At 63.7% G+C, this 24,272-nt stretch carries 40 protein-coding genes and 1 pseudogene; 26 read left to right on the forward strand and 15 right to left on the reverse strand.

Going from position 1 to position 24,272, the window contains the following annotated elements:
* Positions 1-6: 6 nt before the first annotated feature.
* The 4 genes from BLQ74_RS22600 to BLQ74_RS22615 are packed head-to-tail and all read right to left on the reverse strand — an operon-like array spanning position 7 to position 4,304.
* Positions 7-741: a phage head morphogenesis protein gene (locus BLQ74_RS22600; protein WP_090266812.1), complete on the reverse strand. Its 735-nt coding sequence runs from the start codon at positions 739-741 to the stop codon at positions 7-9.
* Positions 680-2,152 carry a DUF1073 domain-containing protein gene (locus BLQ74_RS22605; protein ID WP_090266816.1) on the reverse strand — a complete coding sequence of 491 codons (1,473 nt, stop codon included), beginning with the start codon at positions 2,150-2,152 and terminating at the stop codon, positions 680-682. The genes BLQ74_RS22600 and BLQ74_RS22605 overlap by 62 nt, the downstream gene beginning before the upstream one ends.
* Complete coding sequence (locus tag BLQ74_RS22610) at positions 2,152-3,747, reverse strand: TerL protein (RefSeq protein WP_090266819.1); 1,596 nt, start codon at positions 3,745-3,747, stop codon at positions 2,152-2,154. The genes BLQ74_RS22605 and BLQ74_RS22610 overlap by 1 nt, the downstream gene beginning before the upstream one ends.
* Entirely contained in the window at positions 3,747-4,304 is a 558-nt protein-coding gene (locus BLQ74_RS22615) for a terminase small subunit (protein WP_090266821.1), read from the reverse strand. Before BLQ74_RS22615 ends, BLQ74_RS22610 begins: the two co-directional genes overlap by 1 nt.
* Positions 4,305-4,403: 99 nt before the next feature.
* On the opposite strand from BLQ74_RS22615, the gene BLQ74_RS27195 reads away from it, so the two are divergent.
* Positions 4,404-4,616: a hypothetical protein gene (locus BLQ74_RS27195; protein ID WP_139199109.1), complete on the forward strand. Its 213-nt coding sequence runs from the start codon at positions 4,404-4,406 to the stop codon at positions 4,614-4,616.
* 15 nt (positions 4,617-4,631) lie between these two features.
* On the opposite strand, the gene BLQ74_RS22625 is transcribed toward BLQ74_RS27195, so the two are convergent.
* From BLQ74_RS22625 to BLQ74_RS22660, 8 genes and pseudogenes are all read right to left on the reverse strand, one after another.
* Positions 4,632-4,931 (reverse strand): hypothetical protein, encoded by a 300-nt coding sequence (locus BLQ74_RS22625; RefSeq protein WP_090266832.1) that lies wholly within the window; start codon positions 4,929-4,931, stop codon positions 4,632-4,634.
* A gap of 2 nt (positions 4,932-4,933) precedes the next feature.
* Positions 4,934-5,257, reverse strand: coding sequence for a peptidase M48, Ste24p (locus BLQ74_RS22630; protein ID WP_090266836.1), 324 nt, complete (start codon positions 5,255-5,257; stop codon positions 4,934-4,936).
* A 165-nt stretch (positions 5,258-5,422) separates the two neighbouring features.
* Positions 5,423-6,295 (reverse strand): hypothetical protein, encoded by an 873-nt coding sequence (locus tag BLQ74_RS22635; RefSeq protein ID WP_090266839.1) that lies wholly within the window; start codon positions 6,293-6,295, stop codon positions 5,423-5,425.
* Between the two features lie 28 nt (positions 6,296-6,323).
* Complete coding sequence (locus BLQ74_RS22640) at positions 6,324-6,770, reverse strand: RusA family crossover junction endodeoxyribonuclease (protein ID WP_090266842.1); 447 nt, start codon at positions 6,768-6,770, stop codon at positions 6,324-6,326.
* A complete protein-coding gene (locus BLQ74_RS22645; protein ID WP_244507250.1) occupies positions 6,760-7,521 on the reverse strand; it encodes a hypothetical protein in 762 nt (253 codons plus the stop codon). Before BLQ74_RS22645 ends, BLQ74_RS22640 begins: the two co-directional genes overlap by 11 nt.
* A gap of 22 nt (positions 7,522-7,543) precedes the next feature.
* Positions 7,544-8,311 (reverse strand): annotated as a pseudogene (locus tag BLQ74_RS28045) (DnaT-like ssDNA-binding domain-containing protein); the annotation flags it as partial.
* Between the two features lie 2 nt (positions 8,312-8,313).
* Positions 8,314-8,622 (reverse strand): CII family transcriptional regulator, encoded by a 309-nt coding sequence (locus BLQ74_RS22655; protein WP_090266851.1) that lies wholly within the window; start codon positions 8,620-8,622, stop codon positions 8,314-8,316.
* Between the two features lie 2 nt (positions 8,623-8,624).
* A complete protein-coding gene (locus tag BLQ74_RS22660) occupies positions 8,625-8,861 on the reverse strand; it encodes a helix-turn-helix domain-containing protein (RefSeq protein ID WP_090266853.1) in 237 nt (78 codons plus the stop codon).
* A 108-nt stretch (positions 8,862-8,969) separates the two neighbouring features.
* On the opposite strand from BLQ74_RS22660, the gene BLQ74_RS22665 reads away from it, so the two are divergent.
* The 19 genes from BLQ74_RS22665 to BLQ74_RS22745 all read left to right on the forward strand — a co-directional run bounded on the left by BLQ74_RS22665 (position 8,970) and on the right by BLQ74_RS22745 (position 19,343).
* The gene (locus tag BLQ74_RS22665; RefSeq protein ID WP_090266858.1) at positions 8,970-9,635 is read left to right on the forward strand and encodes a LexA family protein; all 666 of its coding nucleotides are present in this window, start codon (positions 8,970-8,972) and stop codon (positions 9,633-9,635) included.
* A gap of 112 nt (positions 9,636-9,747) precedes the next feature.
* On the forward strand, positions 9,748-9,999 hold the full coding sequence (locus BLQ74_RS22670; protein ID WP_090266862.1) for a DUF1654 domain-containing protein: 252 nt from the start codon (positions 9,748-9,750) through the stop codon (positions 9,997-9,999).
* Between the two features lie 534 nt (positions 10,000-10,533).
* Positions 10,534-10,746: a hypothetical protein gene (locus tag BLQ74_RS22675; protein ID WP_090266865.1), complete on the forward strand. Its 213-nt coding sequence runs from the start codon at positions 10,534-10,536 to the stop codon at positions 10,744-10,746.
* A 3-nt stretch (positions 10,747-10,749) separates the two neighbouring features.
* Positions 10,750-10,956 carry a hypothetical protein gene (locus tag BLQ74_RS22680; RefSeq protein WP_090266868.1) on the forward strand — a complete coding sequence of 69 codons (207 nt, stop codon included), beginning with the start codon at positions 10,750-10,752 and terminating at the stop codon, positions 10,954-10,956.
* Between the two features lie 314 nt (positions 10,957-11,270).
* On the forward strand, positions 11,271-11,447 hold the full coding sequence (locus BLQ74_RS27475) for a hypothetical protein (protein ID WP_170842853.1): 177 nt from the start codon (positions 11,271-11,273) through the stop codon (positions 11,445-11,447).
* Positions 11,404-11,673: a hypothetical protein gene (locus BLQ74_RS22685; RefSeq protein ID WP_090266870.1), complete on the forward strand. Its 270-nt coding sequence runs from the start codon at positions 11,404-11,406 to the stop codon at positions 11,671-11,673. The genes BLQ74_RS27475 and BLQ74_RS22685 overlap by 44 nt, the downstream gene beginning before the upstream one ends.
* Positions 11,642-11,830, forward strand: coding sequence for a hypothetical protein (locus BLQ74_RS22690; protein ID WP_090266874.1), 189 nt, complete (start codon positions 11,642-11,644; stop codon positions 11,828-11,830). The genes BLQ74_RS22685 and BLQ74_RS22690 overlap by 32 nt, the downstream gene beginning before the upstream one ends.
* Complete coding sequence (locus BLQ74_RS22695; protein ID WP_090266877.1) at positions 11,827-12,045, forward strand: hypothetical protein; 219 nt, start codon at positions 11,827-11,829, stop codon at positions 12,043-12,045. Before BLQ74_RS22690 ends, BLQ74_RS22695 begins: the two co-directional genes overlap by 4 nt.
* On the forward strand, positions 12,042-12,176 hold the full coding sequence (locus BLQ74_RS27990) for a hypothetical protein (RefSeq protein ID WP_280139889.1): 135 nt from the start codon (positions 12,042-12,044) through the stop codon (positions 12,174-12,176). The genes BLQ74_RS22695 and BLQ74_RS27990 overlap by 4 nt, the downstream gene beginning before the upstream one ends.
* 7 nt (positions 12,177-12,183) lie before the next feature.
* Positions 12,184-12,990 carry a RecB family exonuclease gene (locus tag BLQ74_RS22700; protein WP_090266881.1) on the forward strand — a complete coding sequence of 269 codons (807 nt, stop codon included), beginning with the start codon at positions 12,184-12,186 and terminating at the stop codon, positions 12,988-12,990.
* 8 nt (positions 12,991-12,998) lie between these two features.
* The gene (locus BLQ74_RS22705) at positions 12,999-13,214 is read left to right on the forward strand and encodes a hypothetical protein (RefSeq protein WP_090266885.1); all 216 of its coding nucleotides are present in this window, start codon (positions 12,999-13,001) and stop codon (positions 13,212-13,214) included.
* The gene (locus BLQ74_RS22710) at positions 13,211-14,128 is read left to right on the forward strand and encodes a hypothetical protein (protein ID WP_090266889.1); all 918 of its coding nucleotides are present in this window, start codon (positions 13,211-13,213) and stop codon (positions 14,126-14,128) included. Before BLQ74_RS22705 ends, BLQ74_RS22710 begins: the two co-directional genes overlap by 4 nt.
* A gap of 6 nt (positions 14,129-14,134) precedes the next feature.
* The gene (locus tag BLQ74_RS22715) at positions 14,135-14,335 is read left to right on the forward strand and encodes a hypothetical protein (RefSeq protein WP_090266893.1); all 201 of its coding nucleotides are present in this window, start codon (positions 14,135-14,137) and stop codon (positions 14,333-14,335) included.
* Between the two features lie 12 nt (positions 14,336-14,347).
* Complete coding sequence (locus BLQ74_RS22720; protein WP_090266896.1) at positions 14,348-15,154, forward strand: cell division protein FtsK; 807 nt, start codon at positions 14,348-14,350, stop codon at positions 15,152-15,154.
* Between the two features lie 3 nt (positions 15,155-15,157).
* The gene (locus BLQ74_RS22725) at positions 15,158-16,900 is read left to right on the forward strand and encodes an AAA family ATPase (RefSeq protein WP_090266899.1); all 1,743 of its coding nucleotides are present in this window, start codon (positions 15,158-15,160) and stop codon (positions 16,898-16,900) included.
* A gap of 49 nt (positions 16,901-16,949) precedes the next feature.
* Entirely contained in the window at positions 16,950-17,663 is a 714-nt protein-coding gene (locus BLQ74_RS22730; protein ID WP_090266902.1) for a putative quorum-sensing-regulated virulence factor, read from the forward strand.
* 47 nt (positions 17,664-17,710) lie between these two features.
* The gene (locus tag BLQ74_RS22735; RefSeq protein ID WP_090266906.1) at positions 17,711-17,938 is read left to right on the forward strand and encodes a hypothetical protein; all 228 of its coding nucleotides are present in this window, start codon (positions 17,711-17,713) and stop codon (positions 17,936-17,938) included.
* On the forward strand, positions 17,935-18,396 hold the full coding sequence (locus BLQ74_RS22740; RefSeq protein ID WP_090266909.1) for a hypothetical protein: 462 nt from the start codon (positions 17,935-17,937) through the stop codon (positions 18,394-18,396). The genes BLQ74_RS22735 and BLQ74_RS22740 overlap by 4 nt, the downstream gene beginning before the upstream one ends.
* 77 nt (positions 18,397-18,473) lie before the next feature.
* Positions 18,474-19,343, forward strand: coding sequence for an adenine nucleotide alpha hydrolase family protein (locus BLQ74_RS22745; protein ID WP_090266912.1), 870 nt, complete (start codon positions 18,474-18,476; stop codon positions 19,341-19,343).
* 44 nt (positions 19,344-19,387) lie between these two features.
* Here the strand turns inward: BLQ74_RS22745 and BLQ74_RS22750 are convergent, their stop codons facing one another.
* From BLQ74_RS22750 to BLQ74_RS22760, 3 genes are all read right to left on the reverse strand, one after another.
* A complete protein-coding gene (locus tag BLQ74_RS22750; protein ID WP_090266916.1) occupies positions 19,388-19,849 on the reverse strand; it encodes a hypothetical protein in 462 nt (153 codons plus the stop codon).
* A gap of 75 nt (positions 19,850-19,924) precedes the next feature.
* The gene (locus BLQ74_RS22755) at positions 19,925-20,140 is read right to left on the reverse strand and encodes a hypothetical protein (protein ID WP_090266920.1); all 216 of its coding nucleotides are present in this window, start codon (positions 20,138-20,140) and stop codon (positions 19,925-19,927) included.
* A 73-nt stretch (positions 20,141-20,213) separates the two neighbouring features.
* Positions 20,214-20,432: a hypothetical protein gene (locus tag BLQ74_RS22760; RefSeq protein WP_090266924.1), complete on the reverse strand. Its 219-nt coding sequence runs from the start codon at positions 20,430-20,432 to the stop codon at positions 20,214-20,216.
* A 50-nt stretch (positions 20,433-20,482) separates the two neighbouring features.
* On the opposite strand from BLQ74_RS22760, the gene BLQ74_RS22765 reads away from it, so the two are divergent.
* The 6 genes from BLQ74_RS22765 to BLQ74_RS22785 all read left to right on the forward strand — a co-directional run bounded on the left by BLQ74_RS22765 (position 20,483) and on the right by BLQ74_RS22785 (position 23,933).
* Positions 20,483-20,842, forward strand: a complete 360-nt coding sequence (locus tag BLQ74_RS22765; protein WP_090266927.1) for a DUF551 domain-containing protein — start codon at positions 20,483-20,485, stop codon at positions 20,840-20,842.
* 85 nt (positions 20,843-20,927) lie between these two features.
* Positions 20,928-21,116: a hypothetical protein gene (locus BLQ74_RS22770; RefSeq protein WP_090266930.1), complete on the forward strand. Its 189-nt coding sequence runs from the start codon at positions 20,928-20,930 to the stop codon at positions 21,114-21,116.
* Positions 21,117-21,119: 3 nt separating this feature from the next.
* Positions 21,120-22,358, forward strand: a complete 1,239-nt coding sequence (locus BLQ74_RS27200; protein ID WP_139199110.1) for a hypothetical protein — start codon at positions 21,120-21,122, stop codon at positions 22,356-22,358.
* Positions 22,355-22,633, forward strand: a complete 279-nt coding sequence (locus BLQ74_RS27205; RefSeq protein WP_212633162.1) for a hypothetical protein — start codon at positions 22,355-22,357, stop codon at positions 22,631-22,633. Before BLQ74_RS27200 ends, BLQ74_RS27205 begins: the two co-directional genes overlap by 4 nt.
* Positions 22,626-23,348 (forward strand): hypothetical protein, encoded by a 723-nt coding sequence (locus BLQ74_RS22780; RefSeq protein WP_139199111.1) that lies wholly within the window; start codon positions 22,626-22,628, stop codon positions 23,346-23,348. Before BLQ74_RS27205 ends, BLQ74_RS22780 begins: the two co-directional genes overlap by 8 nt.
* Positions 23,349-23,573: 225 nt before the next feature.
* Positions 23,574-23,933, forward strand: coding sequence for a Lar family restriction alleviation protein (locus BLQ74_RS22785; protein ID WP_170842854.1), 360 nt, complete (start codon positions 23,574-23,576; stop codon positions 23,931-23,933).
* Positions 23,934-24,272: the final 339 nt, after the last annotated feature.

Consider the following 24,272-nt stretch of genomic DNA (forward strand, 5'->3'; position numbering starts at 1 on the left):
CGGGTGCTATTCGGGGATCACTGGTTCAGGCCAGCACCTGCAGTTCGGCAGGCAGCCTGCGTGGCCGGTGAGCTTGTCCAGGGTGGGAGGCGAGGACCATGGAATAAACTTCCCTTCCATGGCCTTGTGCGAGCTGCGGACCGTGCCGTCGTGGGCGGTCCGCCAGATATAGCCTTCGCTGCCGGTCGCCTTGGCGCGTGCCTCGGTGAGCGTCGCCGCGGTGCGCGATACCTCGGTCCTGGCAATCAACTGGGCTCGACTGGCGGCCACCTCGCCGGAGCGCCGAATCTCCTTGGCGATCTCGTTCGCGCGGGTGGCGTCCTCTATGCCCTGCAGCGTCAGCTCGTGCACGCGCTGGGCGGCGTCGAGCGGGATGCTCTTGATGAGCGTCACCTGCTCGCTGAGCAGCCCACGCATCGCGGTGCCGGTGTCGGCGTGCAGGATCTCGTCACGCAGCGCCTTGGACATCTCCTCGGTCCTCGCAGCCCAGGCCTTGCGGTCCTGCTGGTTGACCTCGGTGATCATCCTGGCGCCGGTGGCGATGGCCCAGTCGTTCAGTGCGTCTGCGTACTTGCGCAGGATCTGGCTGATGGTCGGCTCAGCCGACGGATCACCTGGCGGGAAGCCGTTGATGATCGCGCCGACCTGCCGCGCCACCTGGGTCAGGCTGCGCTGGTACTCACGCTCCGCTCGGCTGGTCCTGACCGGATTCCGGTTTTTCTTCCGGTCGATCGTTCGCATCTGGAGGGTCCAGGTCTTCGGCACCAGGCGGCGGGTCGTTCTCCGCCTCCTCGATGTCCTCGTCGGTGATGTTCGACCAGAGGCCGGTGGTCTGGCTGGACTGGCGCAGTTCCTTCAGAGCCGTCGACCGTCCGATCAGCTGCGCCTCGTAGGCCTGCACGACCGACTGGGTGTCCTTGCTGGCGATGTCCGCCTTCTCGGTGTCGGTCAGTTGCCAGAGCGGGCGGAACTGGAAGTCCCAGCCATCCGGCATAGGCTTTCCCAGCACCGAGCGCGAAGCCACTTCAAGCAGCGTGGTCATGCCGGGCCGCAGGTCGCGGTCCTGCCAGGCGGCCACGTTGTCGTAGTAGGTGCGCAGGTCGCTGTCGCCGGAGCTGTTCAAGCCTCCCGGTGACTGCCCGAACAGGCGCACCAGGGGAATCTGCAGCGCGCCGGACAACTCCTCACCGAAGCTGAGCTTGAGCTCGGCCAGGCCGGAGAAGGTGTACTGGTGCGCCTCGAACTCGTCCGAAGCATCCATGAGGGTCATGCCCTCGTTGGACTGATACTGCCGGATCAGGTCGATCTGCTTGACGACGGCCTCGAAGGCCTTGCCGCCGGTGGCGATCAGCTCGCGGAGCTTCTCGATCTTGTAGGTGCGCAGGTGCGCCTTGTAGGCCAACTGGGCAGCGCCCGCGCTGACGCTATCGAAGGAGATCAGGCGATCCCACAGGCGCTCCAGCACCGACTGACCCCAGCCGTTCTCGGCGATACGCTGCCAGTAGGGAAGCTGCACGCCCTCAAGGCGAATGACCCGGCTGTAGTGGATGCGCTGGTTGATCAGCGCCTGGGCATCCGCAACCACGGTGTAGAACTTCGGCTTGCCCAGGTTCGGGCCGAGCTCGGTAACTAGGTTCTCCAGCGACGGCTGCACCAACCAGCGGTCCAGCACCAGCAGGCCCTTGAACTGGTCTTTGCCGATGCTATCCAGGCGCAGCGGGGTGCTGACGTCTTGGCCGTCGATCAGCATCACGGCGATCGAGCCGCCGTAGAGGCGCGACCACTTCACGTTGTCGCAGAGCTGGTTCCAGATCTGCAGGCGCTCCAGGGACTGGTTCAGCTTGTCCTTGTCCTCGGGCTTCATGTCGGACACGAGTTCAATGCCCGCCCGGGTCATGTCCTGGGCGACCAGATCCACGGCCATGCCGGCGAGCCAGCTGGAGCGATAGACGGCCTCCATCTGCACGCGGTTGCGGCTGACCAGGTCGAAGCCGTACTGGCTCGCGTTGTTCTGGTTCGCGGTGCCAAGGCCGACGCGCGCGGCGAAGTTCTGGAAGCTGTCCGCGGTGACGAACGACTTCCGCGCCCGGTCGGTGTCGTGGGTGATCCGGGCTGCCAGGCGCTGCTGTTGCCGTGCGTTCTTCTTGCTCATCAGCCTGCCAGCCTGTTCCAGATGTCCAATGCTCGGGTTGCCGGCTGGTAGCAGATCATCACTGCATCAGCGTGGTTCGGCGATTTCGTGCCCTCGGGGGCCTTGTCGATAACGATCTTGCCCACCTGGTTGATGGTGTAGGTCGGCTGGGACAGCTCCATCGTCAGCGTCGAAAGCTCTGCCAGGTCTGGCGAGATGCTGATGATGTCGTCGGGGTTGAACTCCATTCCCTCGACCACGGCGCGGTAGGTCGCCTGGAAGCGCATGCGAAGCGCCCACCAGGCCTGCGCCTTGGCATTGGCGAAGAAGTCCTTGTTCTTGCGCTCCTTGACCATCTCGCCTTCGGGGTCAAAGACGGGGCCAGAGCCGCGGAAGGGTGAATCGTCGATCCGGCGCTTGCCTTCCTCGTGCCGGGCTTCGTTGATCACCCTGGCATCGCCGCGCACGCCGGCGCCAAGGCCATCAGCGTCGTAGTCGAAGCCCTCGTAGTTGCGCTCGTCGCAGATGGCGAAGCTCTTCACCACCGAGCCGTAGATGTCGCCACCCTTGCCGGACCACGACTCCAGGAAGTCCAGCAGGAAACCGTGTCGGCCAGCGAAGGCGTTCTTGTCCGCGCCCTCGTCGGCCACGTCCATAGCGCCGCGGCGCATGCCGGTCGGCTCGACGCCGAGCTTCAGGTGGGCTCCGATGGCGGCCTGCACCCAGGCGGACGGAATCACGACACCCTCGACCGAGGCCGAGTAGTTGATGTCGATCTCCTGCGCTACGACGACCGGGTCGAGGTCGTTGACCTGCTTGGCGTACCAGGCGTCGTCCTTCCGGGGGTCATCCCGCCAGTGGAAGGTGAAGACCTTGATCTTGCCGCCGTGCCGGCGCTGGGCGAACGAGTTGCCCATGCCGTTCGGCGTGGAGATGTCCTGCCGGCAGTTGGTGGTCGCCGACAATGATGCGTCGACCAGCTGAGGCCGTTCCAGGAAGGCCGACTCGTCGACGATGTAGAAACTGGAGCGGTCGCCGCGGCCGATGCCGTCGCCGGACTCGCCGGTGATCACCGAGTCGGTGTCGGGGAACATGATCCGCATGTGCGGCGCGTGCTTGCTTGAGTCCCATCCGCCGCGGAATTCTGCCGGCAGCAGGCGCATGAACTCGCGTGCCTTCCAGAACAGGCTCTTGGGGGAGCCGATCTTGTCGACGTACTCCTCCTTGCGGGAGCCGAAACCGACGACCACGCCGTGGTGGAACAGGCACACCGTGTCAGCCAGGCCGACTGTGAGCCACGACATTCCCATGTCGCGGGTCTTCTCGGTGATGCCAGGCTCCTGCGATCTCCAGCGATCCATGAACCAGTCGACCCACTCCTCCTGCTTCGGGAACAGCAGGAAGGGGATCATCGCCGGCAAGCCACGCTCGACGTTGCGCGGGTCGAATGTCATGCCCCAGTCGATGATGAACTGGGCCGGGTTGTCCCGGTAGAACAGCTTCAGCGCCGATAGGGCGCTGGGATTCTCCCGAATGCGCCGCAGTCGCTCCACCCTCCACTCGAACACCTGGACATAGTCCGGCTTTCGGAAGTCGAAGGGGAATGGGATGGGCATCAGGGGGTCATCAGCTGCTGGTAAATCTTCGCGGCCTCCTGCGGATCGGTGACCGTGGTCACGGTCTGAATTGGGCCGCCGTTCTTGCCTGTGACCGCCAGGTTGTCCGTGAACATGCCGAAGTGGCGCCCCAGCAGTTCCAGGTTCTTCACCTTGTCAGGCCACTTGATCTTCTTGAGGATGCCGACGGCGGAGCGCTCTTCTCCGCGCCCTTCGAACATCTCGGCCAGGTCAAAGCCGCTCAGGTACTGGCGCCACACGCGAGGCCATTGGCTGACCGGCTTCAACTCCATGTCGTCCGTCATGATGTCCAGGACGTCCATCTGGTCGATCTCGACCATCCGGCGGAGCACGTAGTCGGCGTCGATCTGTGTCCGCTGCGAGCGCTCCACCTGGGCCGCGCTGATGGCTTCAGCGACGGCAGGCTTGCGCAGCAGCTGCGATCCAATCTCGGAGGCGCGCCGCTTGCTATAGCCGGCCCGGATCGCGGCCTGGGTAGCGTTGAGGTCGACCAGGTACTCGTCGACGAAGCGGCGCTGTTTGTCTGTCAGCGCCATCGTGTCGCACCCTCAAACAATGAAAAATTGGCGGAGCCCCTTGAAAGGCTTCAAGTCGACATCACATCCATCTTTCACCATCAACAAAAGGAAGCTGTGATGTCTCTCTCCCCTCTGGGCCATGCCATTTTTTACGCATCCGAAAGTCAGAACGATAACGCCTCGTCCCGCCGCGCCTATGCCGTTGCCGCTGCTGCAGAACTGGTAGCGGCAAAGCTTAACGGCGGCAGCGTCAGCGGAAACGCCCGTGATTACTCGGAACATCTGAGCGCAATCGCAGACAGCATCCAGGAAGCATTGAAAAAGGCATGAACAACCGGGCCGCACTTAGATGCGGCCCTTTCCCCTCCGCTCCACCCCGTTCCAATGCCAGTCGTGCTGGAAGATTTCGTGCCGGTGGGCCCATGCGTACAGAACGACGCCGGCATGCAACAGAACGCTCCAGGGGCTCACAACCGAGCCGCGAGCAAGCTCCCACAGCAGCCCGAAGGCGCCGATGGCAACCAGGTAAAACGACAGGCTCAGCACGGGATGCTCAAACAAGTGGACAGCGCGCAGGAACTCCAGCGCGGCGAGAACCACAAGAATGCATAGCACGGCGTCCAGGCCCATGAGGATGGAAGTCATGGTCAGGCACCTCCGACAGGCAGGAAGCGCTCCGCTGCGGCTTTCAGGCCCGGAATGATGTTCATCGCCAACAGGCCGATGGTAAAGGCCACGCCGCACAGGAAGCGATCGTCCGTGGGCATCTGATACTTCTGCCCGAGCCACCATGCCAGCGGGGCTGTCCAGTAGTAGGCGCAGCCGAATCCGGTGAGCACTGCCGCGACAGCCTGCTTGCGGGTCAATCCCTTCAGGAACGACAGCGAGAGGATCGCTCCGCCGAAGCCGGCGATAGCGATGCCGTACTTCGCGAGCACGGCGCTACCGCCAAACGTCGTGGTCGGTTCCATCGGGGATCTCCAGGAAGAAAACGCCCGGTGACGTACAAGGCCGGGCAAGCGCCGGAGCGCAGAAACGAAAAACCCCGGCGCAGTGGCCGGGGTCTCGGAAGGTGTTTGTGCTTGGGGTGTAGCTATGCACGATGGCGAAACAGTACCGAAATGCTCTTCAACTCGTCAAGCGACCTGTTTCAAGCGTTCGCGCTGGCTCCAGTAGGCAGCTACTCGGTCGTGGTAACGGCGGTGCACGTCGGGCTGCTCCAGGACGTCGTCACCCCACTCGGCACGGTACGCGGCGCTGTAGGTCTTCATGCGGGCCGCCCAGGCCGCCAGCTGCTTCTCGCTCATCGCCTGCAGGCGCTTGCAGAGGCTTGCGTTGATTTGGTCCCGGTGCTGCGCGTAGCGCTGGGCGCGATGCTCGGCGACCACATCGCGGTCTTCCTGCAACCACCGCCAGCCCGGACCACGGCGCCACCCCTGCTCGCACGCTACCACATCGGCGACCGGCTTCAAGGCCTGGGCGTCGAGTCGGTCGATGTGCTTGGCCAGGCGTTCCCAGGTACTGGCGTAGTCCCGCGCCCAGTTGCACGGATCGATGCGGCAGCCGAGGCGCTCCTCGATGAACAGGCACACCTCGCTGGGGGCTAGCACGTCGCGGCCGTTGACGGCCCGCTTGTGCGAGTTGATCGCCGCCATAGCCATCCAGTAGGCGCGCTCGCTCTGTCGAGCGGTGAGTTGACCGCCAAGGCCAGAGCCCAGCCACACCAATCCGTGGGCAATGGCCAGGTCGTTACCGTTGGCCAGCGGCGAGTACAGCGTGTGCCCGAAGTGCTGCAGCGGTTTCGGCAGGGTGAGAATGGCGGCCTGAACGAGCCCGGCAGCCAGCATGTGGGCGCAGCGCCCGTTGGTTTCCTTGCGGTCCGGGTGCGTCTCGTTGGCGACCCGCCCCTTCTTGCCAAGCAGAGCCTTCTGCGCTGCAACCGCCAGCGTCGAATCGCGGTTCTCGTACATGCAGTCGTGCCACGCCTGCCGTGCGCTGATGAGTTTCATACCACCCCTCCCCTGTAGTTTTCCGTAGTCACTGCTCGCCCTCGAGGAGAGGGACGATTTTCACGCGAACGCCCGGCGTTTCGCCGTAGCGCTTCCCCACAACCGCCTTCACGACCTGCACGTCATCCTTCCAAACCACGCCGTTCAGGCCGTCGTAAATCGCCTTGATCACGTTGTCCATGTCGGGCTTCTTGGTCGGGAACAGCTGCCCGGCAATGGCCTGGGCCTTCCGCTTTTTCGACATCGACTGAGGGATGCTCAGGGCGATGTCCATCTCGACCATCACCGGCCCTTCCAGCAGCGAGCGCTCCCCCATCGCCTGCTGGCCGCTGTGCGCGATCAACCCCTCGTAGCTTGCCGTCTTGGGAGGCGTGAACATCCGGGCATGAGCGCCGACGCGGCCGATACGCGGCCTGCCCTTCCCCACTGGCTCTCCGGGGACGGTAAACACTACAGGGCGCAGGTCAGAACTCACGGCGCACCTCCGGAGCCTTGCGACGCCGCAATCCCATCTTCGCCAGCAGCAGCTCGCGCGCCTGCTTCGGATCGGTCGGCAGGCCCTGGGCGGCGATCAGATCGCGGGCCTCGCGGTGGCTGTTGGCGAACTGCACCTGCATCGGAGTCTTCTCCTCGAACGCGATGGCCTTCGGGATCTCGCCATCGAGCGGCTTACCCATGGCGGCACGAGCCTTCACGATCGCGTAGTTGCGGGAGAACACCTTGCGCAGCGACTTGTCACTCAGCTTGGCTTGTTTCAAGTCCCAGGTTCCGGTGGCCTTGGCAGCGATGCGAACCGCCTCGTGGCCGTACACGCCGCGCAGGGCCTGCTCCCAGGCTTCGTCCTCGTGCGGCAAGCCGTGCACTTCCAGGCACAGCGCGCGGAAGACGTTCGCCGGCGGAGGCCAGTCGAACTCGGTGCCCTTGTGCACCAGGATGGCCAGGCCATTGGCCAACTGCTGGCCGGTCAGGCCGTGCAATACGGTCGCCCAGGCACTATCGGGATTCGGGTTGTCGCCAAAACTCGACGTCCAGCGGTGCCCGTACATCTCCGTCATCTTCACCCAGAGACGCTCCAGCAGCCTGTCGGGCAGCTTCGTTGGCTGCGACGTTGGCTTTGACTCGGTCGACGGCTGAGAGAGGGCCTTGTCGACGAGAGAGGCCGCGCTGGGCGGCAGGATAGCCGGCTTGGCCTTGGGGAGATCCTGCTGATCCGAGTGGTTGTCCATGGCTGCTCCTAGTCTGGTCGTAACGGCTCTTGCGCTTCAGGTCTTTCGCCAGTTCGTGCTCCCACTGGCCTTGGGACTGGTACTTCTCGGGTCGATTGACCCAGTAGCTGCGGAACTCAAGGAGGTCGTCGTCGCGCAGCTGGAACCCTTGCATCCCGATCCTCATCAACGTCGCCGGCCACCCTCTGGGGCTTGGCTTCCAGGCGTCGTGCATCGGGAAGCGATCGGGCGGGTCGTGACTCGCGTGCGGAAGAAGGGAAGTAGGAAGTTCTCTAGGAGGAAGTCCGGATGTGGGCCCCACCTCAGGCCCCACCTCCGTCCCACCTCCGGCCCCACCTCCGGCCCCGCCTTCCTCGTCGAATTCGCTGTAAGCCAGTAAATCAGCGCATTCCGGCTGAATTTCGTTGGCCCCACCTACGGCCCCAGGTCTGGCCCCACCTGCGGCAAACCTCTGGCCCCACCTCCCGGAGACGGAGCTATCCCGTTCAGCCTTTGGAAGGTGGAAAACGAAGGGGCCAATGCTCCCCATCGGCTCAAGGAGACCGCGGCGAACAAGGGCGTCGATGGCGTAGCGGACTTCCTTGCGAGTGGCCTTGTGCGCGGGCCTTCCGGGTGATGCCGGTATGCTCAAGACCTCGATCAGCATCTGCTCGCTCAGGCGCCGTACCTCGCCGGAGAACCCGGTGCGGTAGTCCATGTGCATGCGGATCGCGCAGTAGACCTTGAGCAGCTGATGCGGCTCGTCCACCAAGGCGTCCCATTCGGCGTCGCAGATCAGGAAGGACGGCATCGTCAGTCCGACACGAGTTGGTCAATGCCCTGGACGTGATCCATCCAACGCTTGGCCTGGTAAAGGATCGCCTCGATGTCGCGCTCGTCGAAGCAGCGCATGCCCTTGGGCACGACCTTCAGGTCCAGCACAGCGAGGATCTCGCAGAACTGCTGGAACTTCTCCGGCTTCATCCGGCTGACGGTTGCCTCGTCGCAACCGATTGCAACTGCCACTGGCGCGTTGCCGACTGACGCAAGACGCTGCATGAGAAGAGCCATGTTCTTGCGGGCTCTTACAGTCTGGTCCTGGTCCAATTGAGTCGTGGACATGGTCAGGACGCCATCTGGACGGGAATGGCCGACTGCTCAGGCTCGGGGAATACCTCCCCGAGAGAGCAGGCCACACCGAGTTCATTCAGGGCAGCAACGATGGCGCGAGAGTCATCGAGGCTCGGGGTTCGGGCGCCGCTTTCGTAGTTCGCCAGGCGCGACTGCTTCCAACCGAGGCGGCGGTGCAGCGTGGCCTGGGAAATCCGGGCGCCCTCGCGGGTTTCACGAATACGGTTCATTGACTGGCTCCATGTGAGTCATTGCAAACAGGATAAACACGCAACGTGATGAGTGCAAACACAATTAGTGAACGGGATTTATTTCAGAGCGTGATTACAATCCCGAGCATGGACACTCTCGGCTCGCGCATCGCGCATTTCCGCAAACTGAAGGGCATCTCCCAGGCCGGCCTGGCCAAGGCTTGCGGGTGGGGATCTCAATCGCGCATCGGCAACTATGAGAAGGACACGCGAGAGCCTTCGCTCGATGACTTGGAGCTGATGGCCAAGGCCCTCGGCATCTCCGTTGCCGACCTGATCGGCACGGCCAGGGCCCCGGGCGAGCGCCTGCAGAACGTCGAGATGGCCCTGCAGCCTTCTCGCGAGCCGCGCACCTACCCGGTGATCAGCTGGGTCGCCGCCGGCCAGCGCGCCGACTCGCCGGACAACTTCGCGCCTGGCGTTGCCGAGGACTGGCTGCCGTCGACCGAGAACGCCGGCCCGCACGGCTACTGGCTGATCGTGAAGGGACCGTCGATGACGTCGCCCACGCCGCCGAGCTTCCCGGATGGCACGCCGATCCTGATCAAGCCCGAGGGCTTCGACCTGGTCAGCGGCAAGTTCTACATCGCCCGTCACCGCGACGGCGAGACCACCTTCAAGCAGTACATCTACGACGCCGGCCGTGAATACCTCATGCCACTGAACACGAAGTTCGACCCGGTCGAGATGGACGATGCCTGGGACATCATCGGGCGCGTGATCGACGCGAAGCAGCCGCGCGGCACTCTCTAATTCTTCGCCCTCCATCCCAGAAAGCCCGGCCTAGAGCCGGGCTTTTCTTTTCCTGCTTGCCGAATGCCGTTCGTCGGAATACTGTATATCCATACAGCATAGGAGAGCCTGTATGGCCCGCAAAGCAGTCGTGCAACACACCCCTACCCCTTACGAACTCCTGGCCCTGCGCATCCAGAAGCAACTGCTGACGCCGCGCGCGCAGCTGGAGCGCCGCTCCGTCATCTCGCGCATGCCGGATGAGCCCGAGGAGGCCTGGCTGCAGCTCCTCGATGAGCTCGGCCAGGAGGATTCCGTCACGCTCAGTCGCCTACAGGACGGAACCGTCGAGGTGTCCTGGCCGCACCCCGGCACCGACTGGTAGCCAACCCCATTCCGACGAAGCCCGCCGAGCGCGGGCTTTTTCATGCCCGCAGAAAAATAAATCACGGTTTGTGTTTGACAGAATAAACACGTTGCGTGATTATCTAATCACACCGGCAACACACCGCCGGCCAGGCCACCGAGCCGCGCTCTTTCACAATCTCGATCCCTCCGCAGTCCCGACAGGTTCGCCTGAGCGACGGAGGCAAAACACGACTGCTATTGCGGGAGAACCCGCCCATGCCTGGCTCTGGTTACCGGGCCGTCTCGACCTGCTGGTGCGACTGGAGCCAGCAACCACCGAGGCGCGCTGCGACTGCTCCCTGCCGGATGCCTGAGACGAAGGCGCGCCACCGGCACAGCGGAATCAGCGAGATGGAGTGCCCGGCCGGATGGCGAGTAATCCGGCATCGACAGCCAGAAGCACCACCCGCGGGTTGTAGAAGCCCAGTTAGGCGAACGCGGGGCGACACCGAGCATCACTGAAGCCGCTTCGATGAGGCGGCTTTGGGATGACAACCAGGAGGATGGGCTGATGAACATCAGCGTTTTGAATTTCAACGCTTACAAGATCGATGTGGACCCTTCCAGTCGCACGACGGTGGGCGTCTCGGCCTTCGATGCGGACGGCGCCTCGGTGCTGGAGAACTTCGACATCGAGCAGATCGTTAACCACTTCGGCGCGGAAAACCTTCTCGATGAAATCGGGGAGCAGGTCGCACGCCGCCACTTCCAGATTGAGGGATGAGAGATGGCTCAGTTCAACGTCGATGGACACCTGAGCAACGGCGAGCGCCTGGACTGGCTCGCGCTGCCTGAGAAAGGTGAAACGCCAGATGACGTGGTGATCCAGGTTCGCCAGGCCGCCATGAAGAAGTTCGGCGGAATCATCTGGTTTAACCGCTGGGATCATGTGGTTTCCAGCAATGGCTACGTCACGGTGCGGATGTACGCCTGACCCGATCCCCTGGCCCAGCCAGGGCGCATCGGAATAGGTGAATGCCGGGGCTGACCGGAGGGGCCTTGTAACTCCAAGTGCGGAGTCTCCCAGAAGTCGCTGGGGTGAAACGACTCAAGGTCTTGTACGCGAAATGCCGGGATCAGCTCCGGCCACCTATTCCGATGCGACGAGCATCAGACCCCCATCCTTCGCCCGGCTTCGGCCGGGTTCTTTTTCCGCCCGCATCCGCATGAACGCTCCCCGCCTCCCCATCGGGTCATCCCGGCGGCGCGAGCGTTCATCCGCATGCCGGCGACACCGAGGACATCCCCATGCTCACCAGCTACCGCGAGCGCCGCAGTCGCGCGGCGTTTGGCAATGCGCAGCTCGCCTACGACCTGGCGAGCGACCCGCTCTGGGATCAGCCCGATCCGGAGCCTGACGACGAACCCGAGGACACCAGCGATGACCAGCAGAACCGAGAAGGCCTGGAAGCTGATCAGGCATGAGATCGAGCGGCAGTCCCGCTCGGACTACCCGAGCGACGACGTGGCAATCGGGATGATCCAGATGGCCTACGCCCTGGGCGACATCGGCGACCGGCAAGAGCTGGTGCTGACGAAGGAAGCCGCCACCACAGTCCGTCTGCGCCGCGCCGAGCTGCGCCAACAGAAGATCGTGAAACTCATTGGAGGAACGGACCATGTCCACGCGCCCTGTCACCTCGCTCATTGACGACCAGCTGGCCGAAGTCGAACGGATGATCATGCCGGCCGGCGCCGACGTTGCCGCTGCGCTCGGCCTACCGCGCGAGACCCTAGTGGCGAACCTGCCACGCCGCATGGCGCTGACCATCAAGGGTGGCCGGAAGAGTCTGGGGGTGCGGCGATGATCACCTCCAAGGAAGCCGATGCGCTGGCGGATCACCTCCTTGGCCAGTACTTCCGCGCTTGCGGCTGCGCCACGCCGGAGGATGTCCGGAAAGCCGGAGAGATGGTGATCAGCAAAACCGCGCGCGGCATCGAGAAGTACTGCGGCACCGCACGCGCCGTGGACGTTTTGCAGCGGACCTGGCTGCACATCGAGCCGGAGGCTACGCCGTCATGAACGCCAAGCGCAAAGCCACTCTCCTCGGCGCCTTCGGTGCCGTCGCCCTCTACCTCTCCCTGATCATCGGCCCGGCCCTCGGCGGCCACCTGACGGCCGAGCAACCTGTCGCGGCCGTCGCTGCGAAGTGAGAACCCCATGAACTCCGTAACCACGGTGCGCGCCTCGTCCTGGGGCGCGCTGTTCGACTGCGCTTTCAAATGGGAAGGCGTCCACCTCCTCAAGATTCGCAGCCCCTCCTCGCCGCGCGCGCTGCTGGGGACCGCGATCCACGCCAGCACCGCTGCCTTCGACGCCGCCCGGGTGAATGGTGAGCCCATCAGTGCCTACGATGCGTCCGAGTTGCTGGTGCACACCCTGCAGCAGCCAGAGTTCGAGGTGGACTGGCGCGGCGCCGACCTCTCTATGCGTGAGGCCGAGGCCACCGGCCTGGCCCTGCACACGAAGTACTGCAACGACATCAGCCCGCACTACGACTTCGTGGCCGTCGAGCTGACCACCAAGCCGATGGAGATCGACTGCGGCGGCGGGATCATCGTCCGGCTCACCGGCCAGCTGGACCGGGCGCGGATCAAGCGCGACTCCTACGGCATCGGCATCGCCGACGTGAAGACCGGCGGCGCCGCAGTGAGCCATGGCGCGGCCAAGACCAAGGGCCACAAGCCGCAGATCGGTACCTACGAGCTGCTCTACGAGCACACCACCGGTGACCGGATCACGGCGCCGGCCGAGATCATCGGCCTGAAGACCAAGGGCAAGCCCGAGGCGGCGACCGGCGAAATCATCGGCGCCCGCGAGGTCATGGTCGGCACCGAAGAGCACCGAGGCCTGATCCATTTCGCTGCGGACATGTTCCGCAGCGGCCTCTTCCCTCCGAACCCGCAAAGCCCGCTGTGCAGCCCGAAATACTGCCCGCGCTGGGCGACCTGCCCCTACCACGAATGAGGAAGCCCATGAAGGCAGAAGACATCTACATCCGCCTCACCGACCCCACCGGCAAGTACCGGGAGATCGTGAGCCATCACCGCGTGTGGGACCGCCAGCGTTTCCTGGAATCCCAGCGCAAGCAGAACAACAAGCCGGACAAGCCCGACGAGCACCGCCGGGTGAGCATCGCCAGCGAAGCCGACTACCGAAAATTCATGGGCTACAAGGAGCACGCGGCATGAGCCAGACCACCACCCTCGCAAGCCTGCAAACCAGCGCTGTAGCCAAGGCCAGTGATGCCCCGATGTCGCTGCTGACCGGCGCCGGCTTCGAACAGATCCAACGCGTCGCCAAGGCACTCAGCGCGTCCACCCTGGTGCCGGTCCAGTACCGCGCCTTCGCCGAGGTCAAGGAGTACGGCAAGGTCGTCGGCCACACCCCGAATGGCGCCGGCCTGCCGAACTGCATCGTGGCGCTGAACATGGCCCAGCGCATGGGCGCCGACCCACTCATGGTTATGCAGAACCTCTACGTCATCGAAGGCCGGCCCAGCTGGTCCAGCCAGTTCATCATCGCCTCGATCAACAGCTGCGGCCGCTTCAGCCCGTTGCGCTTCGACCTGAGCGAGCCCGGGAAGGCCGAGGAGATCGAGTACAGCACCACCTTCTGGAAGGACGGGAAGAAGGTCACCGAGAAGCGCAAGGCGAAGATCCATCACCGCACCTGCACGGCCTGGGTGATCGAGAAGGAAACCGGCGATCGCCTGGATGGCCCGACCGTGTCCATGCAGATGGCCATCGACGAGGGCTGGCTGACCAAGAACGGCAGCAAGTGGCTGACCATGCCCGAGGTCATGCTGCGCTACCGCGCGGCGAGCCTCTTGGGCCGCCTGTACGCCCCCGAGCTGCTGATGGGCCTGCAAACGGTCGAGGAGCTCAACGATTACATCGAGCCCCGCGACACCGACATCCAGGGCGAGGCCACGCCGGTGCACGTCGACGACCTTCGCGACAGAGAGCCCGAGCCGCCAGCGGTGGTCGACGTTGAGGAAGAGGCCGAGGTGCCTGAGGGCGTGAACACCGAGACCGGTGAAATCGTCGAGCCGAGCGCCCAGCAGCAGGGCGCCGGCGACGACGAAGGCCTCAACTTCGAGTAACCGGCCATGGCCAGCCAGACCATCGAAGAGCAGTTCGAGCGCGTCGAGGAGTTCACCACGCTCCTCGGCGCCGCCGAACTCAACGCCGCCAACACCTGGGAAGAGCAATTCACCGCGGACATGCGCGCCAACTTTCAACGCTTCGGCGCGCGCATGTTCCTCAGCGAATCCCAGCACACCACCCTCGAACGCATCGCCAACCAGTAGGAACGCCAGCAAATGACCGCACAAGCCGCCGCCACCATCGCTGAAGACATCGTCGACCAGATCTCCGAGGACCAGCCGACGCCCTCCATCGTCTCGATCACCGCCGAAACCCTCGGGCGCGACCTGCTCCAGGTCCTTCTGCAAGAGGTCCGCGTCCTGCCGGACGTCTGGCCGAAGCTGTCCGAGAAGCGCCAGGCCGACGTCATCGACCGCCTGCGCAGCACCGTTGACCGCGCCGTGAAGCACGCCGTGAAGCTGATCTCTGCCGGCGAGCGCCCGGCCATCGACGGCATCCTCGAGTCGGTGGCGATCAAGGAAGGCATCAAGGCCACTTTCAAAGTCAGCCAGTTCAACCCGCTGCGCCACGACCTGATCGACCGCACCGGCAAAGTCTGCATGCTGGTAGTGGCCGACGCCGCCCAGTACCTGGAGGGCATGGAAGAGGTGCAGCCCGATCCGGACCAGAACGAGCTGGAGCTCAACGGCGGCGACCATGACATGCAGGAGGAAGGCGCCTGGGCCGGCGGCGAGCAGGGCTATGGCGAGGACCTGCTCGCCGGCGCCAGCCAGGCGGAGACCTTCGGCGGCCACACTCTCGACGACATCACCACTCTGGTGCTGCGCCGTGACTCGCTGGACGTGGCGTGGCTGCAATCGCGCTTCGCCCTGAGCACCGACGAGGCGCTGCGCGTCGCTCTGCAGCTGCTGGACGCCGGCGTGATCGTCCTCGAAACCGAAGGTACCACCCCGGACTTAAATGCATACCGAGTAACCGTAGCCGCGCCGCCGGCTACCGACGAACCCGTCAACCTGGAGTGATCCATGCGCATCACGAACCTCGAAATCACCAACGTCCAAGGGCTGCAGCATGCAGCCCTTGTTGTTTCTGCTCCCCTGCTGCTGGTGGCCGGGCCGAACGGCGCCGGTAAAAGCAGCCTGCTCGACTCGATCAGCATGGCCTTCACCGGCCAGCCGCGGCGCGTGTCGCTGAAGAAGGACATGGCGCAGCTGGTCAACGAGGGCGCCAAGAAGGGCGAGGCCCGCGTCACCTGGCTCGACGCCGATGGTAATGAGCAGGTCTGCGGCATCGCGCTGCCGGCCGGCAAGGGCTCGCCCCTGGTCGATGCGCCGTTCCTTCCCTTCGTGCTGGACGCCAGCTTGTTCGCTGCGCAGAAGGCCGACGAGCGCCGAAAACTGCTGTTCAGCCTGACCGGCGCCAGCGCCAGCCCGGCGGAAGTGGCCAAGCGCATCCAGGCCAAGGGCATCGACCTGCAGCTGTTCGAGAAGGTGAAGCCCCTGCTCCGCTCCGGCTTTCCCGCTGCCGTCGCCCAGGCCAAGGATTACGCCAGCGAGGCACGCGGCGCCTGGAAGGCGATCACCGGCGAGAACTACGGCAGCGACAAGGCCGAGGGCTGGGAGCCGGATCTGCCGCAGGTTGTGGTCAACGCCGAGGACGTCGACGCCGCGCGCGCCGAGCTGCAGGGCGCCGAGCAGGATCTGGCCGAGGCCCAGCAGACCCTGGGCGCGCACAAGCAGGCAGCAGCGGCCGCCGGACAGCGCCAAGCGAAGATCGCCCAACTGCGAGAGGTCGCCGGCCTGGCCGAGCGCCGCCGCAATAAGCTGACCACCGACGAACAGTTGCAGGACGAGTGGTCCGAGAAGGTTATGGCCGCCGAGACGGCTGCCGCCGGCAAACCTGCGCACGAGCCGCTGACCTGCCCCCACTGCCAGGGCGTAGTTGACCTGCAGGACGGAAAGCTGGTTGCGCACCAGCCGCCGGAGAAGGTCGCCGACCCAGAAGCCGCCAAGCGCCTGGCCGAGTACCGCGGCTATCTGGCCGTCGCCCAGCGCGCTGTGCAGAACAGCCAGCGCGACCTGAAGGAGTGCGAGGACGCTGCCGCGCAGATCGCTGCGCTGGAGGCAGAATCCATCGAGGCACTGAGCGCCGAGGCCATCCAGAACGGCGAGCAGGCCATCAACGAGCTGCGCCAGGTGCGCGACCGCGTGCAGGCCAAGCTGCAGTCGCTTCAGGATGCGTTCGACGCCGCCACCCGGCGCCAGGACGTGATCAGGAAGGCCGCGGGCTTCCACATCGAGGTCGGCGCCTGGAGCGCGTTGGCGGACGCCCTGTCGCCCTCCGGCATTCCGGCGGAGATCCTGGCGGACGCCATCGGACCCGTGAACAAGCTGCTCGGCGATATGTCGGCCACCGCCGGCTGGCTGCCGGTGCAGATCAGCGCAGACATCGACGTGACCTTCGGCGGCCGGCTCTACGGTCTGCTGTCGGAGTCGGAGCGCTGGCGGTGCGATACCACGCTGGCCCTGGCGATCGCGATTCTGTCGGGGCTGAAGCTGGCCCTACTGGACCGCCTCGACGTGCTGGACCTGCCGAGCCGCGGCCAGGCCGTGAAGCTGCTGCGCGCGGTCACCGGCAACGCTTCGCTCGATACCGTGATCATCGCCGGCACGCTGAAGGAGCCGATGGCGAAGGTGCCTGATGGCATGCAGGCGGTATGGATTGAGGCTGGCCACCTGGCCGACCACCAGCACCAGGCCGCGGCCTGACCTTCCAACCCAGGCGGCCGCGCTGGCCGCCCCTATTCAAGGAGGGCTCATGAAGCCCATCATCTTCGACACCGAGACCACCGGCACCGACCACCAGACCGACCAGATCATCGAGGCAGCCTGGCTGGAGCTTCCCGAACGGCCCTACCAGTTCGCAGCAATGGCTCCGGAGGATCTCCCGCACTACCAGGAGCGCTTCAAGCCGAGCGTGCCTATCAGCCTTGGCGCCCAGGCAGTGCACCACATCATATGCCAGGACCTGGTCGGCTGCCGCGACTCGAAGGAGTTCGCCCTCCCCACCGGCCCGCTCCTGATGATCGGCCACAACGTCGATTTCGACTGGCGCATGGCCGGCGAGAACCCCGCCATCAAGCGCATCTGCACCTTGGCGCTGAGCCGCTTCCTGTTTCCGGACAAGGACAGCCACACCCAGTCGGCCATGATGTACCTGATCGCACGGCGCAGCGGCCGTGAGGCGAAGGCTCGTGAACTGTTGCGCAACGCCCACGCAGCGCTCGATGACGTCCGCAACTGCGCCATCGTCCTCCGCTTCCTACTCGAGGTCGCCATGGATGCCGGGCACGCGGCTGACACCTGGGAAGAAGTCCATGCGCTGAGCGAGAAGGCTCGAATCCCTACGGTCATGCCCTACGGCAAGCACAAGGGCACGCCGATCAACCAGGTGCCGAGCGACTACAAGGCGTGGCTGCTGCGCCAGTCCGACGTCGATCCCTACCTTGTTCAGGCGCTCCGCGCGCGCTGATTCGCCACCCGGGTGTCGCAACGGCGCCCAGCACCCCGAGCATCCCCATGATCTGCAAAATAACCCCCGAGCGCCGGGCGGCGGATGCTGCCTGGCTGTCCGAGCTCGTCACGGCGAGCGGCATCAAGCCCCAGCAGGTGGAAGGCTTCACCGACGTGAAACCCATGCCACCTCGCTCCAAGCGAATAGATCCCGACACCGTCCTGAAGCGCCGCCGCACCGGCATCAGCCGAACGGAGCGCCTCTGGCTTCGAAAACTCGCGGAGGCCCTATGAGCAAGCGGAAGGCCCACAACATGCGTGCGCGGCTGGAGCGTTCCTGCCGGGCCATGCTCAGCACTAACCACGTCGCCGTGGTGAACATCGACCCGAGCGGCCGCCAGGGCATGGTGAACTGGAAGAACTGCAAGAACATCCCGCCGGGCCAGCGGATCGCCGATGCGGTCTGCGACATCGCCCACAGCTGGACGATCTACATCAGCGCGCTGTGCATCGACCAGCGCGGCCAGCGCTACATCAAGTCGATCGAGATCGCGCCACAGGGAATCTACCGCGCCGAGCATCTGAGTGATGCCATCGAGCAGAGCTATCGAGCCCTGCGCGACGAGTGCAACCCGAACCACCTGGTGGCGTCCGGCTGGATTGCCATTCCCTCCGCCGTCTCGCTGGACGAGGAGCAGGCCGCGCGGGTGTTCGATGCCGTGGGCGCCTGGAATCAGCAGAAGGCCGCCTAAGCCCCCTCAAAACACCGCTTACGCCGGATAAGCAATGCCACGGCAGTGCTTATGGCGGCGCTCTACCTGGAGAAACCATGACCCCCTATCGAATCACTGGGCCGGCGCAGATCGGCTTCAGCGGCGGGCGTTCGTCCGGCTTCATGCTCTACCACATCCTGGAGGAACACGGCGGACAGCTTCCCAGCGACGTGCACGTGACTTTCCAGAACACCGGGAAGGAACGCCCGGAAACGCTGGACTTCATCCGTGAGTGCCAGCGCCACTGGGGTGTGCCGATCACTTGGCTGGAATTCGACGGTGTGTACGGTCAAGGACTGAGTTGGAAGGTAGTCAATTACGAGAATGCCAGCCGCGACGGCCAGCCCTTCGACCTGATGCTCCGCTATTACGCAGACTACCGCAGAGAGGAGAAAGGCGAACCACCAATTCTGCCGAACCCAGTAAACCGCATGTGCACCGACCGCATGAAGATCAAGGCCAGTACCTGGTACATGCGCGACGAGCTCGGCCTCGACTCCTGGGACGCAATCATCGGCATCCGCGCCGACGAGCCAAAGCGGTATCACCGAATGATGGCTGCCAACCAGAAGGGCTCGAACCGCTGGGACAACGTCACCCCGATGTATCACGCCGGCGTGCTGAAGGCAGACGTGAATAGCTTCTGGGCTCGCCAACTGTTCGACCTGGGTATCGATTCCGACCTTGGCAACTGCGACCTCTGCTTCCTCAAGTCACCCGAGAAGATCCTGCGCGCCATCGTAGAGAACCCCGAGTGCGCTCGGTGGTGGATCGAAGCGGAGGAGCGCAGCGGCCAGGTCTTCCGGAAGGACAGGCCAAACTACCGAGCTCTGGCATGGATGGCCGATCAGATCGGCCGCCAGATGCCGCTAGAGCTCGACTTCTCCGACGAGGAAGACCTGATCGACTGCATGTGCGGCGACTAGGCCTGCTCGACATCTTCAACGACACCAAGGAGCCCGCAGCATGATCAGTTGGAGAAATTGCGCAGTGCTTCGATTTCGGACCGCATCGTGGAAGCCAAATCAAGCTTTGCGTTGATGATCTTCCCCCATGCCCTGGGGTGCTCATCCGCATAGCCCATTAATGCCTTGCTGCCCTCCACTGCATCGAGCATTTCCTGTATCGCCTCAGCAAGAGCGTTATATCTATCTCTCACTGGCTCCCCCGCCGATATCAAGATTGCTGCGCCCAATGCGGCGAGACTTTCATCAAGATTGACACCCTTCTTTGCACGCCGAAGGAATATGTCTATATCAGTCAGTATCTGAAGATATCGATCCTCCAGGCGATGGCGCCAACTCTCTCGCTCGAGACGGCGATCTTTACCTTCCGCAGAAATATTCCCAAGTGCCCATGTGAGGGCGACCCCACCTAAGGCCGCAAGTGCTGAAATCACCGCCGTAAAGACCAACGTAAGTTCCTGCGGCATTCCATCTCCTTGATCCGGCCCCATGCCGGGCCTCGACCGTACCCCAATCAATACCGCAGCGCCAGCCGGTGGAATTCAGGACAGGTCGGTGTCGAGCATGCGGTTGTGCTCTTCAGCCCAGCGCTGCAGAACACTCTCAGAGATGTGGTGGTCAGCCTCGACGCGCTCCTTGAGCTTGTCGGCAAAGGCTACAGCTGAGGACTGGTCGCCGAACGAGAAGACAGCGCCGCAGGCATGCACCTGCCAAATGTCCGGGCCTAGGGTTTCAACTCGCTGAATCGAAATGTCCATCGAACTCCCCTCCCAAAGAGCCCAGTAGAGCAGTCGAAATTACTCCACCCAAAGGCACTGCGCCACTACGGTGTCAGGTCGCAATGACCTCCCCGGCTTTCACCCTGTCCGCCAGGGCATTTGCTTTGTCGACGCACTCATGCACCAGCCCCACGGCCTGCATCAGTACCTCTACCTGATCCTCCGGCAGCGTCTTAACCACCTGCCAGATCACATGGGCAGCTTCTTCCCCCATGTGCGCAATGTCCTGCAGCTCTCTCCGTAGCTGCTTATTCGGCTTCTTCAGGCCCATCACCTTCACCCTTTAACGAAAGCCAGCAGGTTAGCTGGTGAGGAGTTCCTGTGTCTGCAAACAACCACCCCGCCGACCAGTCGGCAATCGAAGCCCTGCACAGTCGCCACACCGAGCACTTCGCTGACCGACTGATCGCCTTCCAGGATGAGGCCTATGCCATGGGGCGCGCCCGAGGCCAGCAGGACTGTCGCCAATGGATATCCATCGCCGAGTGCCTGCCCACCGAGGAGCAGGGCACCGTGGCGGTTCTCTTCGACGATGGGCAGCCTGGCGTCGGCTGGGCCACCTACTGGCACGGAGCCAAGACAGGATTCGCCTGCTGGACCTTCCCGCTGGATGAGCTCGGCGAGGATCGGGCCGTGACCCACTGGATGCCGCTTCCGCCGGCGCCGGAGGTAAAGCCGTGACAGCCCCTCGTATCTGCCGCACTACCGGAAAGCGCATCGGCGAGTGCCCGTGCTTCCGCTGCCATCCGCCGAAGGAGCCCACACCATGCAAGCCATCCAACTGACCGTCGAGCACCGCCAGGCAATGGATGGCGGGTACTGCCGCATCGAGGGCTTGCCCGAAACCCTCTTCATGGTGCCCGAGCAGATCCGCCAGCTCGCGCGCCAGCTCAACGAAATCGCCAACGACGCCGACCAGGGCGAGCGCGGCACCCGCCAATACCCCGAGGACTGAACAATGACCGAACAGAAAGCCTGCACCCTCTGCGGTGCGGGAGGGCACACTGCTGACCAGTGCAACTGGAACGCCCCCGGCGCACTGGAATCCATCCGACTGCCGAAGCATGGAACGACCATCGCCCTGGACGAGATGCTGGCGGGCTACCTGCCGGACGATCGAGAGGACGTGCGCGAGATCATCGAGGCCTATTCCGATATCCATGCGCGCAAGGCGGTGATGCTGTTCAGTGGCGCAGGCCTGGCGCAACCCTCCCCTGCGCCGGAGCTTGACCCGCTCGGCCTGGCGCCACACGCCGACAAGTTCAATGAGGCACCGAGCGAAACGCTTAGGCCGGAGCTGGAGCGGCCGGAGGTGGTGGCGTGGCAGTACCGCGTCACCGCAGGCCCGCAAACTGGCTGGAGTCTCTGGCACCCAGGGAAAGGCGAGGAGTTCGAACGCTCCTATACCGTTGAGCGTCGCGAACTGATGACCCTCGCCCAGCACGACCGCATCGTCGGGGTGCTGCGGGCTGAGCTTGAAGGCGAGTATGCGCAATCCCGTGAGCGAGAGCAGGACTACTACCGCATGCAGGCAGAATGCGACGCCGCCCAGTCCCGGCTCTCCGAGCTGGAGGGTGGGAAGGTACACGTCGAGGCGCGTCAATGCTTTGGGTGTGGTCACTACGGAATCAACGACGCAGCCGATGAATTGGCCGCCTGCCACGATTGCGATTGGACCGGGCCAGACCCGTCCGAGGACAAGTGCCCTGGCTGTCAGAGCGAGAACTGCATGGCGGCTGCCTGTCCGCAGTGCGGCGCGCGCTACGTTTTGGTGGCCTGCGAAGAGATCGCCGTCCCGGTCGCCCAGGCTGGGAAGGCGAAGAAATGGACCTACGCCAGCGAGCAGGAAACCAACTGCGCAGGCTGCGGAGTACGCAAGCACACACCGCTGCGCGTTGATTGGATGGGTGGCTATGTCTGCCTTACCTGCATCGACGAGAAGCTGGAAGCACTGTACGAGGCGCTGCCTGACGCCCAGGCTGGGCAGGTGCCGGATGCTTCTGACTTGGACAAGGCGCTCGAAGCAGCGCTGGATGAAGCATGTAGAAAATCCGGAAATGCGCTTCCAACAGACGGTCCGGTTTACACCATCAGTCTTAACGAAATCATGGAAGCGCTGCGTTCGCTCGCCTCCGCGCCTCAGCTAGTAGGGAATGACCATTCCGGTGACACCAACGAAAAGGTGCGTAACCCATGACCTATACGCCTGAATGCCTACGCAATCTTCCTCAGCTCAAGAGCCCTGTTGCAGACGCAAAGAAGCGTAAACAGAACAGAGCTCTAGCTGAGCTAACAATACTTGAGTGTATTCAGCGCCTGCGTGCTGAGCAGCGCTCAAAACCATCCGACTGGCAGCGCGGGTACAACAGCGCCATCACCACGCTAGAGCTGTTCATCCAGGACGTTCAGGCAAAGAGGTGGATTGGTACTGAAGGACTCGCGCCAGCGAAGGGAGTTTTTGATCATGAGTGAGTTCAAACGCGAAGCGCGTTTCATCGTCATCAAGCGCAAACACCTTTCTGCGGAAAGCAGGGTCCACGACTCGCTTGAGCAAGAGTTACGGGTATGGCTGGACAAACACCTAATCCCCACTAGCGAATGCGTTGTGGTCGAGAGCGACTGGCCGGAATACGAAACGGTCTGGGCGATGATCGCGGCAAGAGTCGAAGGGCGGCCTACTCCGTATCAGGTTCTTGAGCAGCAGGTGGCGGCCCTGCGGCAGCACAAAAACGACTACATGGAAGCCGCTGAAGGAACGCGGCGCGCACTCAATTCGGAGCTAGAGAAGAAAGGTCTTCTCCTGTCTGAGATGCACGAAGCGCTCAGCGTGGCGGACGACAGAATTGAAGCTGCAAAATCCGAGACCCAGGCGCTCAGGGAGGAAGTCGCAGCCCTGCGCGCAAGGGTGGTGGTTGACGAGGACGGCGCATTCGAAGAATGGTGGGAAGACTCGGGCTTCTACAAGTTCCGCGAGACAGCGCTGTCGGCATGGGAAGCGCGTGCGCGCCTCAACAGCAAGACGGTGAGCGAAGGGCTGTTGCGCCGCATCGATCTCGTCCTCGCAGCCATACGCAGCCACGACTTCCACGGAATTATCACTAGCACCATCGGCGACAACTGGCGTGAGGAGGTTGATGCGATGCGTAGGGAGTTGCGGGAGCTGCTCGATGAGGGGAGGGAGTCATGAGCGGCTACCAACTAATTACGCGGTGCCGGGAGTGTGATGCGCACTGCGACTCCGAATCGCACAACAGCAGTTTCTGCAATAGCTGGCCGGAGTTATCGACTTGCCACAACTGCGGAAGCACTCAGTCCTATTACGACAGCATTGAGCGCTGGGTCAGTCTTTCCACCTGGTGGAAGCCATGGACTTGGAGAGACGGGCACTGGGAGAAGAAGGAGGGAGACGGCCATGCCTGAGCTGAAGCCTTGCCCGTTCTGCGGACATATCGGGCTGACATTCAATGATGGCAGCACGTATCGGTGGGGAGATGCACGCTGCGCAGGCTGTGATGCAAGCGCAGGAGAGGTCCGCCGTAGATACCCAGATGATGGAGAGTGGCACGCTGCCGCAATAGAGCAATGGAACAACCGCGCCATCCCCGCCGACCAGGTGCTGGTGCCGAAGGAGCTGCTGGAGCGCATCGAGGAAAGTCTTCGCATCGAGGTTGAGGCGACTTACTGCGGAACGAAGGATCACCCAGCAATCCGACCGAAGTACGAGCGAGACATTGCGGAAGCCGACGAACTCCGCGCCCTCCTCCAGCGCTAAACCCCAACCCCATTCCAACATCGCCGGCCGGCACGAGCCCGTCGGCGCGATGAGGTATTGCCATGTCCGCCCTTCTTGCGCCGCCGGCCGACCGGCAGCGACAGCCTCATTTTGTCCCGCGATTCATCCGGGCAAAGGACGCAGCGTCCTATCTCGGCATGTGCCGGGATGAGTTCAACAAGACCGTCCGGCCGCACATCCGAGAATTTCCCATCGGGAAACAGGGTGTTGCCTTCGATCGTCTCGAACTCGATGCCTGGGCAGATTCCTACGTCGAGAAAGCATCAATTGAAAAGCCTGGCGCTGGGGACAACAATCATTCCCGCAGCGAGCGCCAGG

Origin of the sequence: Pseudomonas panipatensis (assembly GCF_900099785.1) — a bacterium.
In the GTDB taxonomy this organism is placed as follows: Bacteria; Pseudomonadota; Gammaproteobacteria; order Pseudomonadales; family Pseudomonadaceae; genus Pseudomonas; species Pseudomonas panipatensis.

Coding starts and splice junctions, on each gene's coding strand:
- BLQ74_RS22600 (WP_090266812.1), bottom strand. CDS start 741: ATGCGAACGATCGACCGGAAGAAAAACCGGAATCCGGTCAGGACCAGC.
- BLQ74_RS22605 (WP_090266816.1), bottom strand. CDS start 2,152: ATGAGCAAGAAGAACGCACGGCAACAGCAGCGCCTGGCAGCCCGGATC.
- BLQ74_RS22610 (WP_090266819.1), bottom strand. CDS start 3,747: ATGCCCATCCCATTCCCCTTCGACTTCCGAAAGCCGGACTATGTCCAG.
- BLQ74_RS22615 (WP_090266821.1), bottom strand. CDS start 4,304: ATGGCGCTGACAGACAAACAGCGCCGCTTCGTCGACGAGTACCTGGTC.
- BLQ74_RS27195 (WP_139199109.1), top strand. CDS start 4,404: ATGTCTCTCTCCCCTCTGGGCCATGCCATTTTTTACGCATCCGAAAGT.
- BLQ74_RS22625 (WP_090266832.1), bottom strand. CDS start 4,931: ATGACTTCCATCCTCATGGGCCTGGACGCCGTGCTATGCATTCTTGTG.
- BLQ74_RS22630 (WP_090266836.1), bottom strand. CDS start 5,257: ATGGAACCGACCACGACGTTTGGCGGTAGCGCCGTGCTCGCGAAGTAC.
- BLQ74_RS22635 (WP_090266839.1), bottom strand. CDS start 6,295: ATGAAACTCATCAGCGCACGGCAGGCGTGGCACGACTGCATGTACGAG.
- BLQ74_RS22645 (WP_244507250.1), bottom strand. CDS start 7,521: ATGGACAACCACTCGGATCAGCAGGATCTCCCCAAGGCCAAGCCGGCT.
- BLQ74_RS22655 (WP_090266851.1), bottom strand. CDS start 8,622: ATGTCCACGACTCAATTGGACCAGGACCAGACTGTAAGAGCCCGCAAG.
- BLQ74_RS22660 (WP_090266853.1), bottom strand. CDS start 8,861: ATGAACCGTATTCGTGAAACCCGCGAGGGCGCCCGGATTTCCCAGGCC.
- BLQ74_RS22665 (WP_090266858.1), top strand. CDS start 8,970: ATGGACACTCTCGGCTCGCGCATCGCGCATTTCCGCAAACTGAAGGGC.
- BLQ74_RS22670 (WP_090266862.1), top strand. CDS start 9,748: ATGGCCCGCAAAGCAGTCGTGCAACACACCCCTACCCCTTACGAACTC.
- BLQ74_RS22675 (WP_090266865.1), top strand. CDS start 10,534: ATGAACATCAGCGTTTTGAATTTCAACGCTTACAAGATCGATGTGGAC.
- BLQ74_RS22680 (WP_090266868.1), top strand. CDS start 10,750: ATGGCTCAGTTCAACGTCGATGGACACCTGAGCAACGGCGAGCGCCTG.
- BLQ74_RS27475 (WP_170842853.1), top strand. CDS start 11,271: ATGCTCACCAGCTACCGCGAGCGCCGCAGTCGCGCGGCGTTTGGCAAT.
- BLQ74_RS22685 (WP_090266870.1), top strand. CDS start 11,404: ATGACCAGCAGAACCGAGAAGGCCTGGAAGCTGATCAGGCATGAGATC.
- BLQ74_RS22690 (WP_090266874.1), top strand. CDS start 11,642: ATGTCCACGCGCCCTGTCACCTCGCTCATTGACGACCAGCTGGCCGAA.
- BLQ74_RS22695 (WP_090266877.1), top strand. CDS start 11,827: ATGATCACCTCCAAGGAAGCCGATGCGCTGGCGGATCACCTCCTTGGC.
- BLQ74_RS27990 (WP_280139889.1), top strand. CDS start 12,042: ATGAACGCCAAGCGCAAAGCCACTCTCCTCGGCGCCTTCGGTGCCGTC.
- BLQ74_RS22700 (WP_090266881.1), top strand. CDS start 12,184: ATGAACTCCGTAACCACGGTGCGCGCCTCGTCCTGGGGCGCGCTGTTC.
- BLQ74_RS22705 (WP_090266885.1), top strand. CDS start 12,999: ATGAAGGCAGAAGACATCTACATCCGCCTCACCGACCCCACCGGCAAG.
- BLQ74_RS22710 (WP_090266889.1), top strand. CDS start 13,211: ATGAGCCAGACCACCACCCTCGCAAGCCTGCAAACCAGCGCTGTAGCC.
- BLQ74_RS22715 (WP_090266893.1), top strand. CDS start 14,135: ATGGCCAGCCAGACCATCGAAGAGCAGTTCGAGCGCGTCGAGGAGTTC.
- BLQ74_RS22720 (WP_090266896.1), top strand. CDS start 14,348: ATGACCGCACAAGCCGCCGCCACCATCGCTGAAGACATCGTCGACCAG.
- BLQ74_RS22725 (WP_090266899.1), top strand. CDS start 15,158: ATGCGCATCACGAACCTCGAAATCACCAACGTCCAAGGGCTGCAGCAT.
- BLQ74_RS22730 (WP_090266902.1), top strand. CDS start 16,950: ATGAAGCCCATCATCTTCGACACCGAGACCACCGGCACCGACCACCAG.
- BLQ74_RS22735 (WP_090266906.1), top strand. CDS start 17,711: ATGATCTGCAAAATAACCCCCGAGCGCCGGGCGGCGGATGCTGCCTGG.
- BLQ74_RS22740 (WP_090266909.1), top strand. CDS start 17,935: ATGAGCAAGCGGAAGGCCCACAACATGCGTGCGCGGCTGGAGCGTTCC.
- BLQ74_RS22745 (WP_090266912.1), top strand. CDS start 18,474: ATGACCCCCTATCGAATCACTGGGCCGGCGCAGATCGGCTTCAGCGGC.
- BLQ74_RS22750 (WP_090266916.1), bottom strand. CDS start 19,849: ATGCCGCAGGAACTTACGTTGGTCTTTACGGCGGTGATTTCAGCACTT.
- BLQ74_RS22755 (WP_090266920.1), bottom strand. CDS start 20,140: ATGGACATTTCGATTCAGCGAGTTGAAACCCTAGGCCCGGACATTTGG.
- BLQ74_RS22760 (WP_090266924.1), bottom strand. CDS start 20,432: ATGGGCCTGAAGAAGCCGAATAAGCAGCTACGGAGAGAGCTGCAGGAC.
- BLQ74_RS22770 (WP_090266930.1), top strand. CDS start 20,928: ATGCAAGCCATCCAACTGACCGTCGAGCACCGCCAGGCAATGGATGGC.
- BLQ74_RS27200 (WP_139199110.1), top strand. CDS start 21,120: ATGACCGAACAGAAAGCCTGCACCCTCTGCGGTGCGGGAGGGCACACT.
- BLQ74_RS27205 (WP_212633162.1), top strand. CDS start 22,355: ATGACCTATACGCCTGAATGCCTACGCAATCTTCCTCAGCTCAAGAGC.
- BLQ74_RS22780 (WP_139199111.1), top strand. CDS start 22,626: ATGAGTGAGTTCAAACGCGAAGCGCGTTTCATCGTCATCAAGCGCAAA.
- BLQ74_RS22785 (WP_170842854.1), top strand. CDS start 23,574: ATGCCTGAGCTGAAGCCTTGCCCGTTCTGCGGACATATCGGGCTGACA.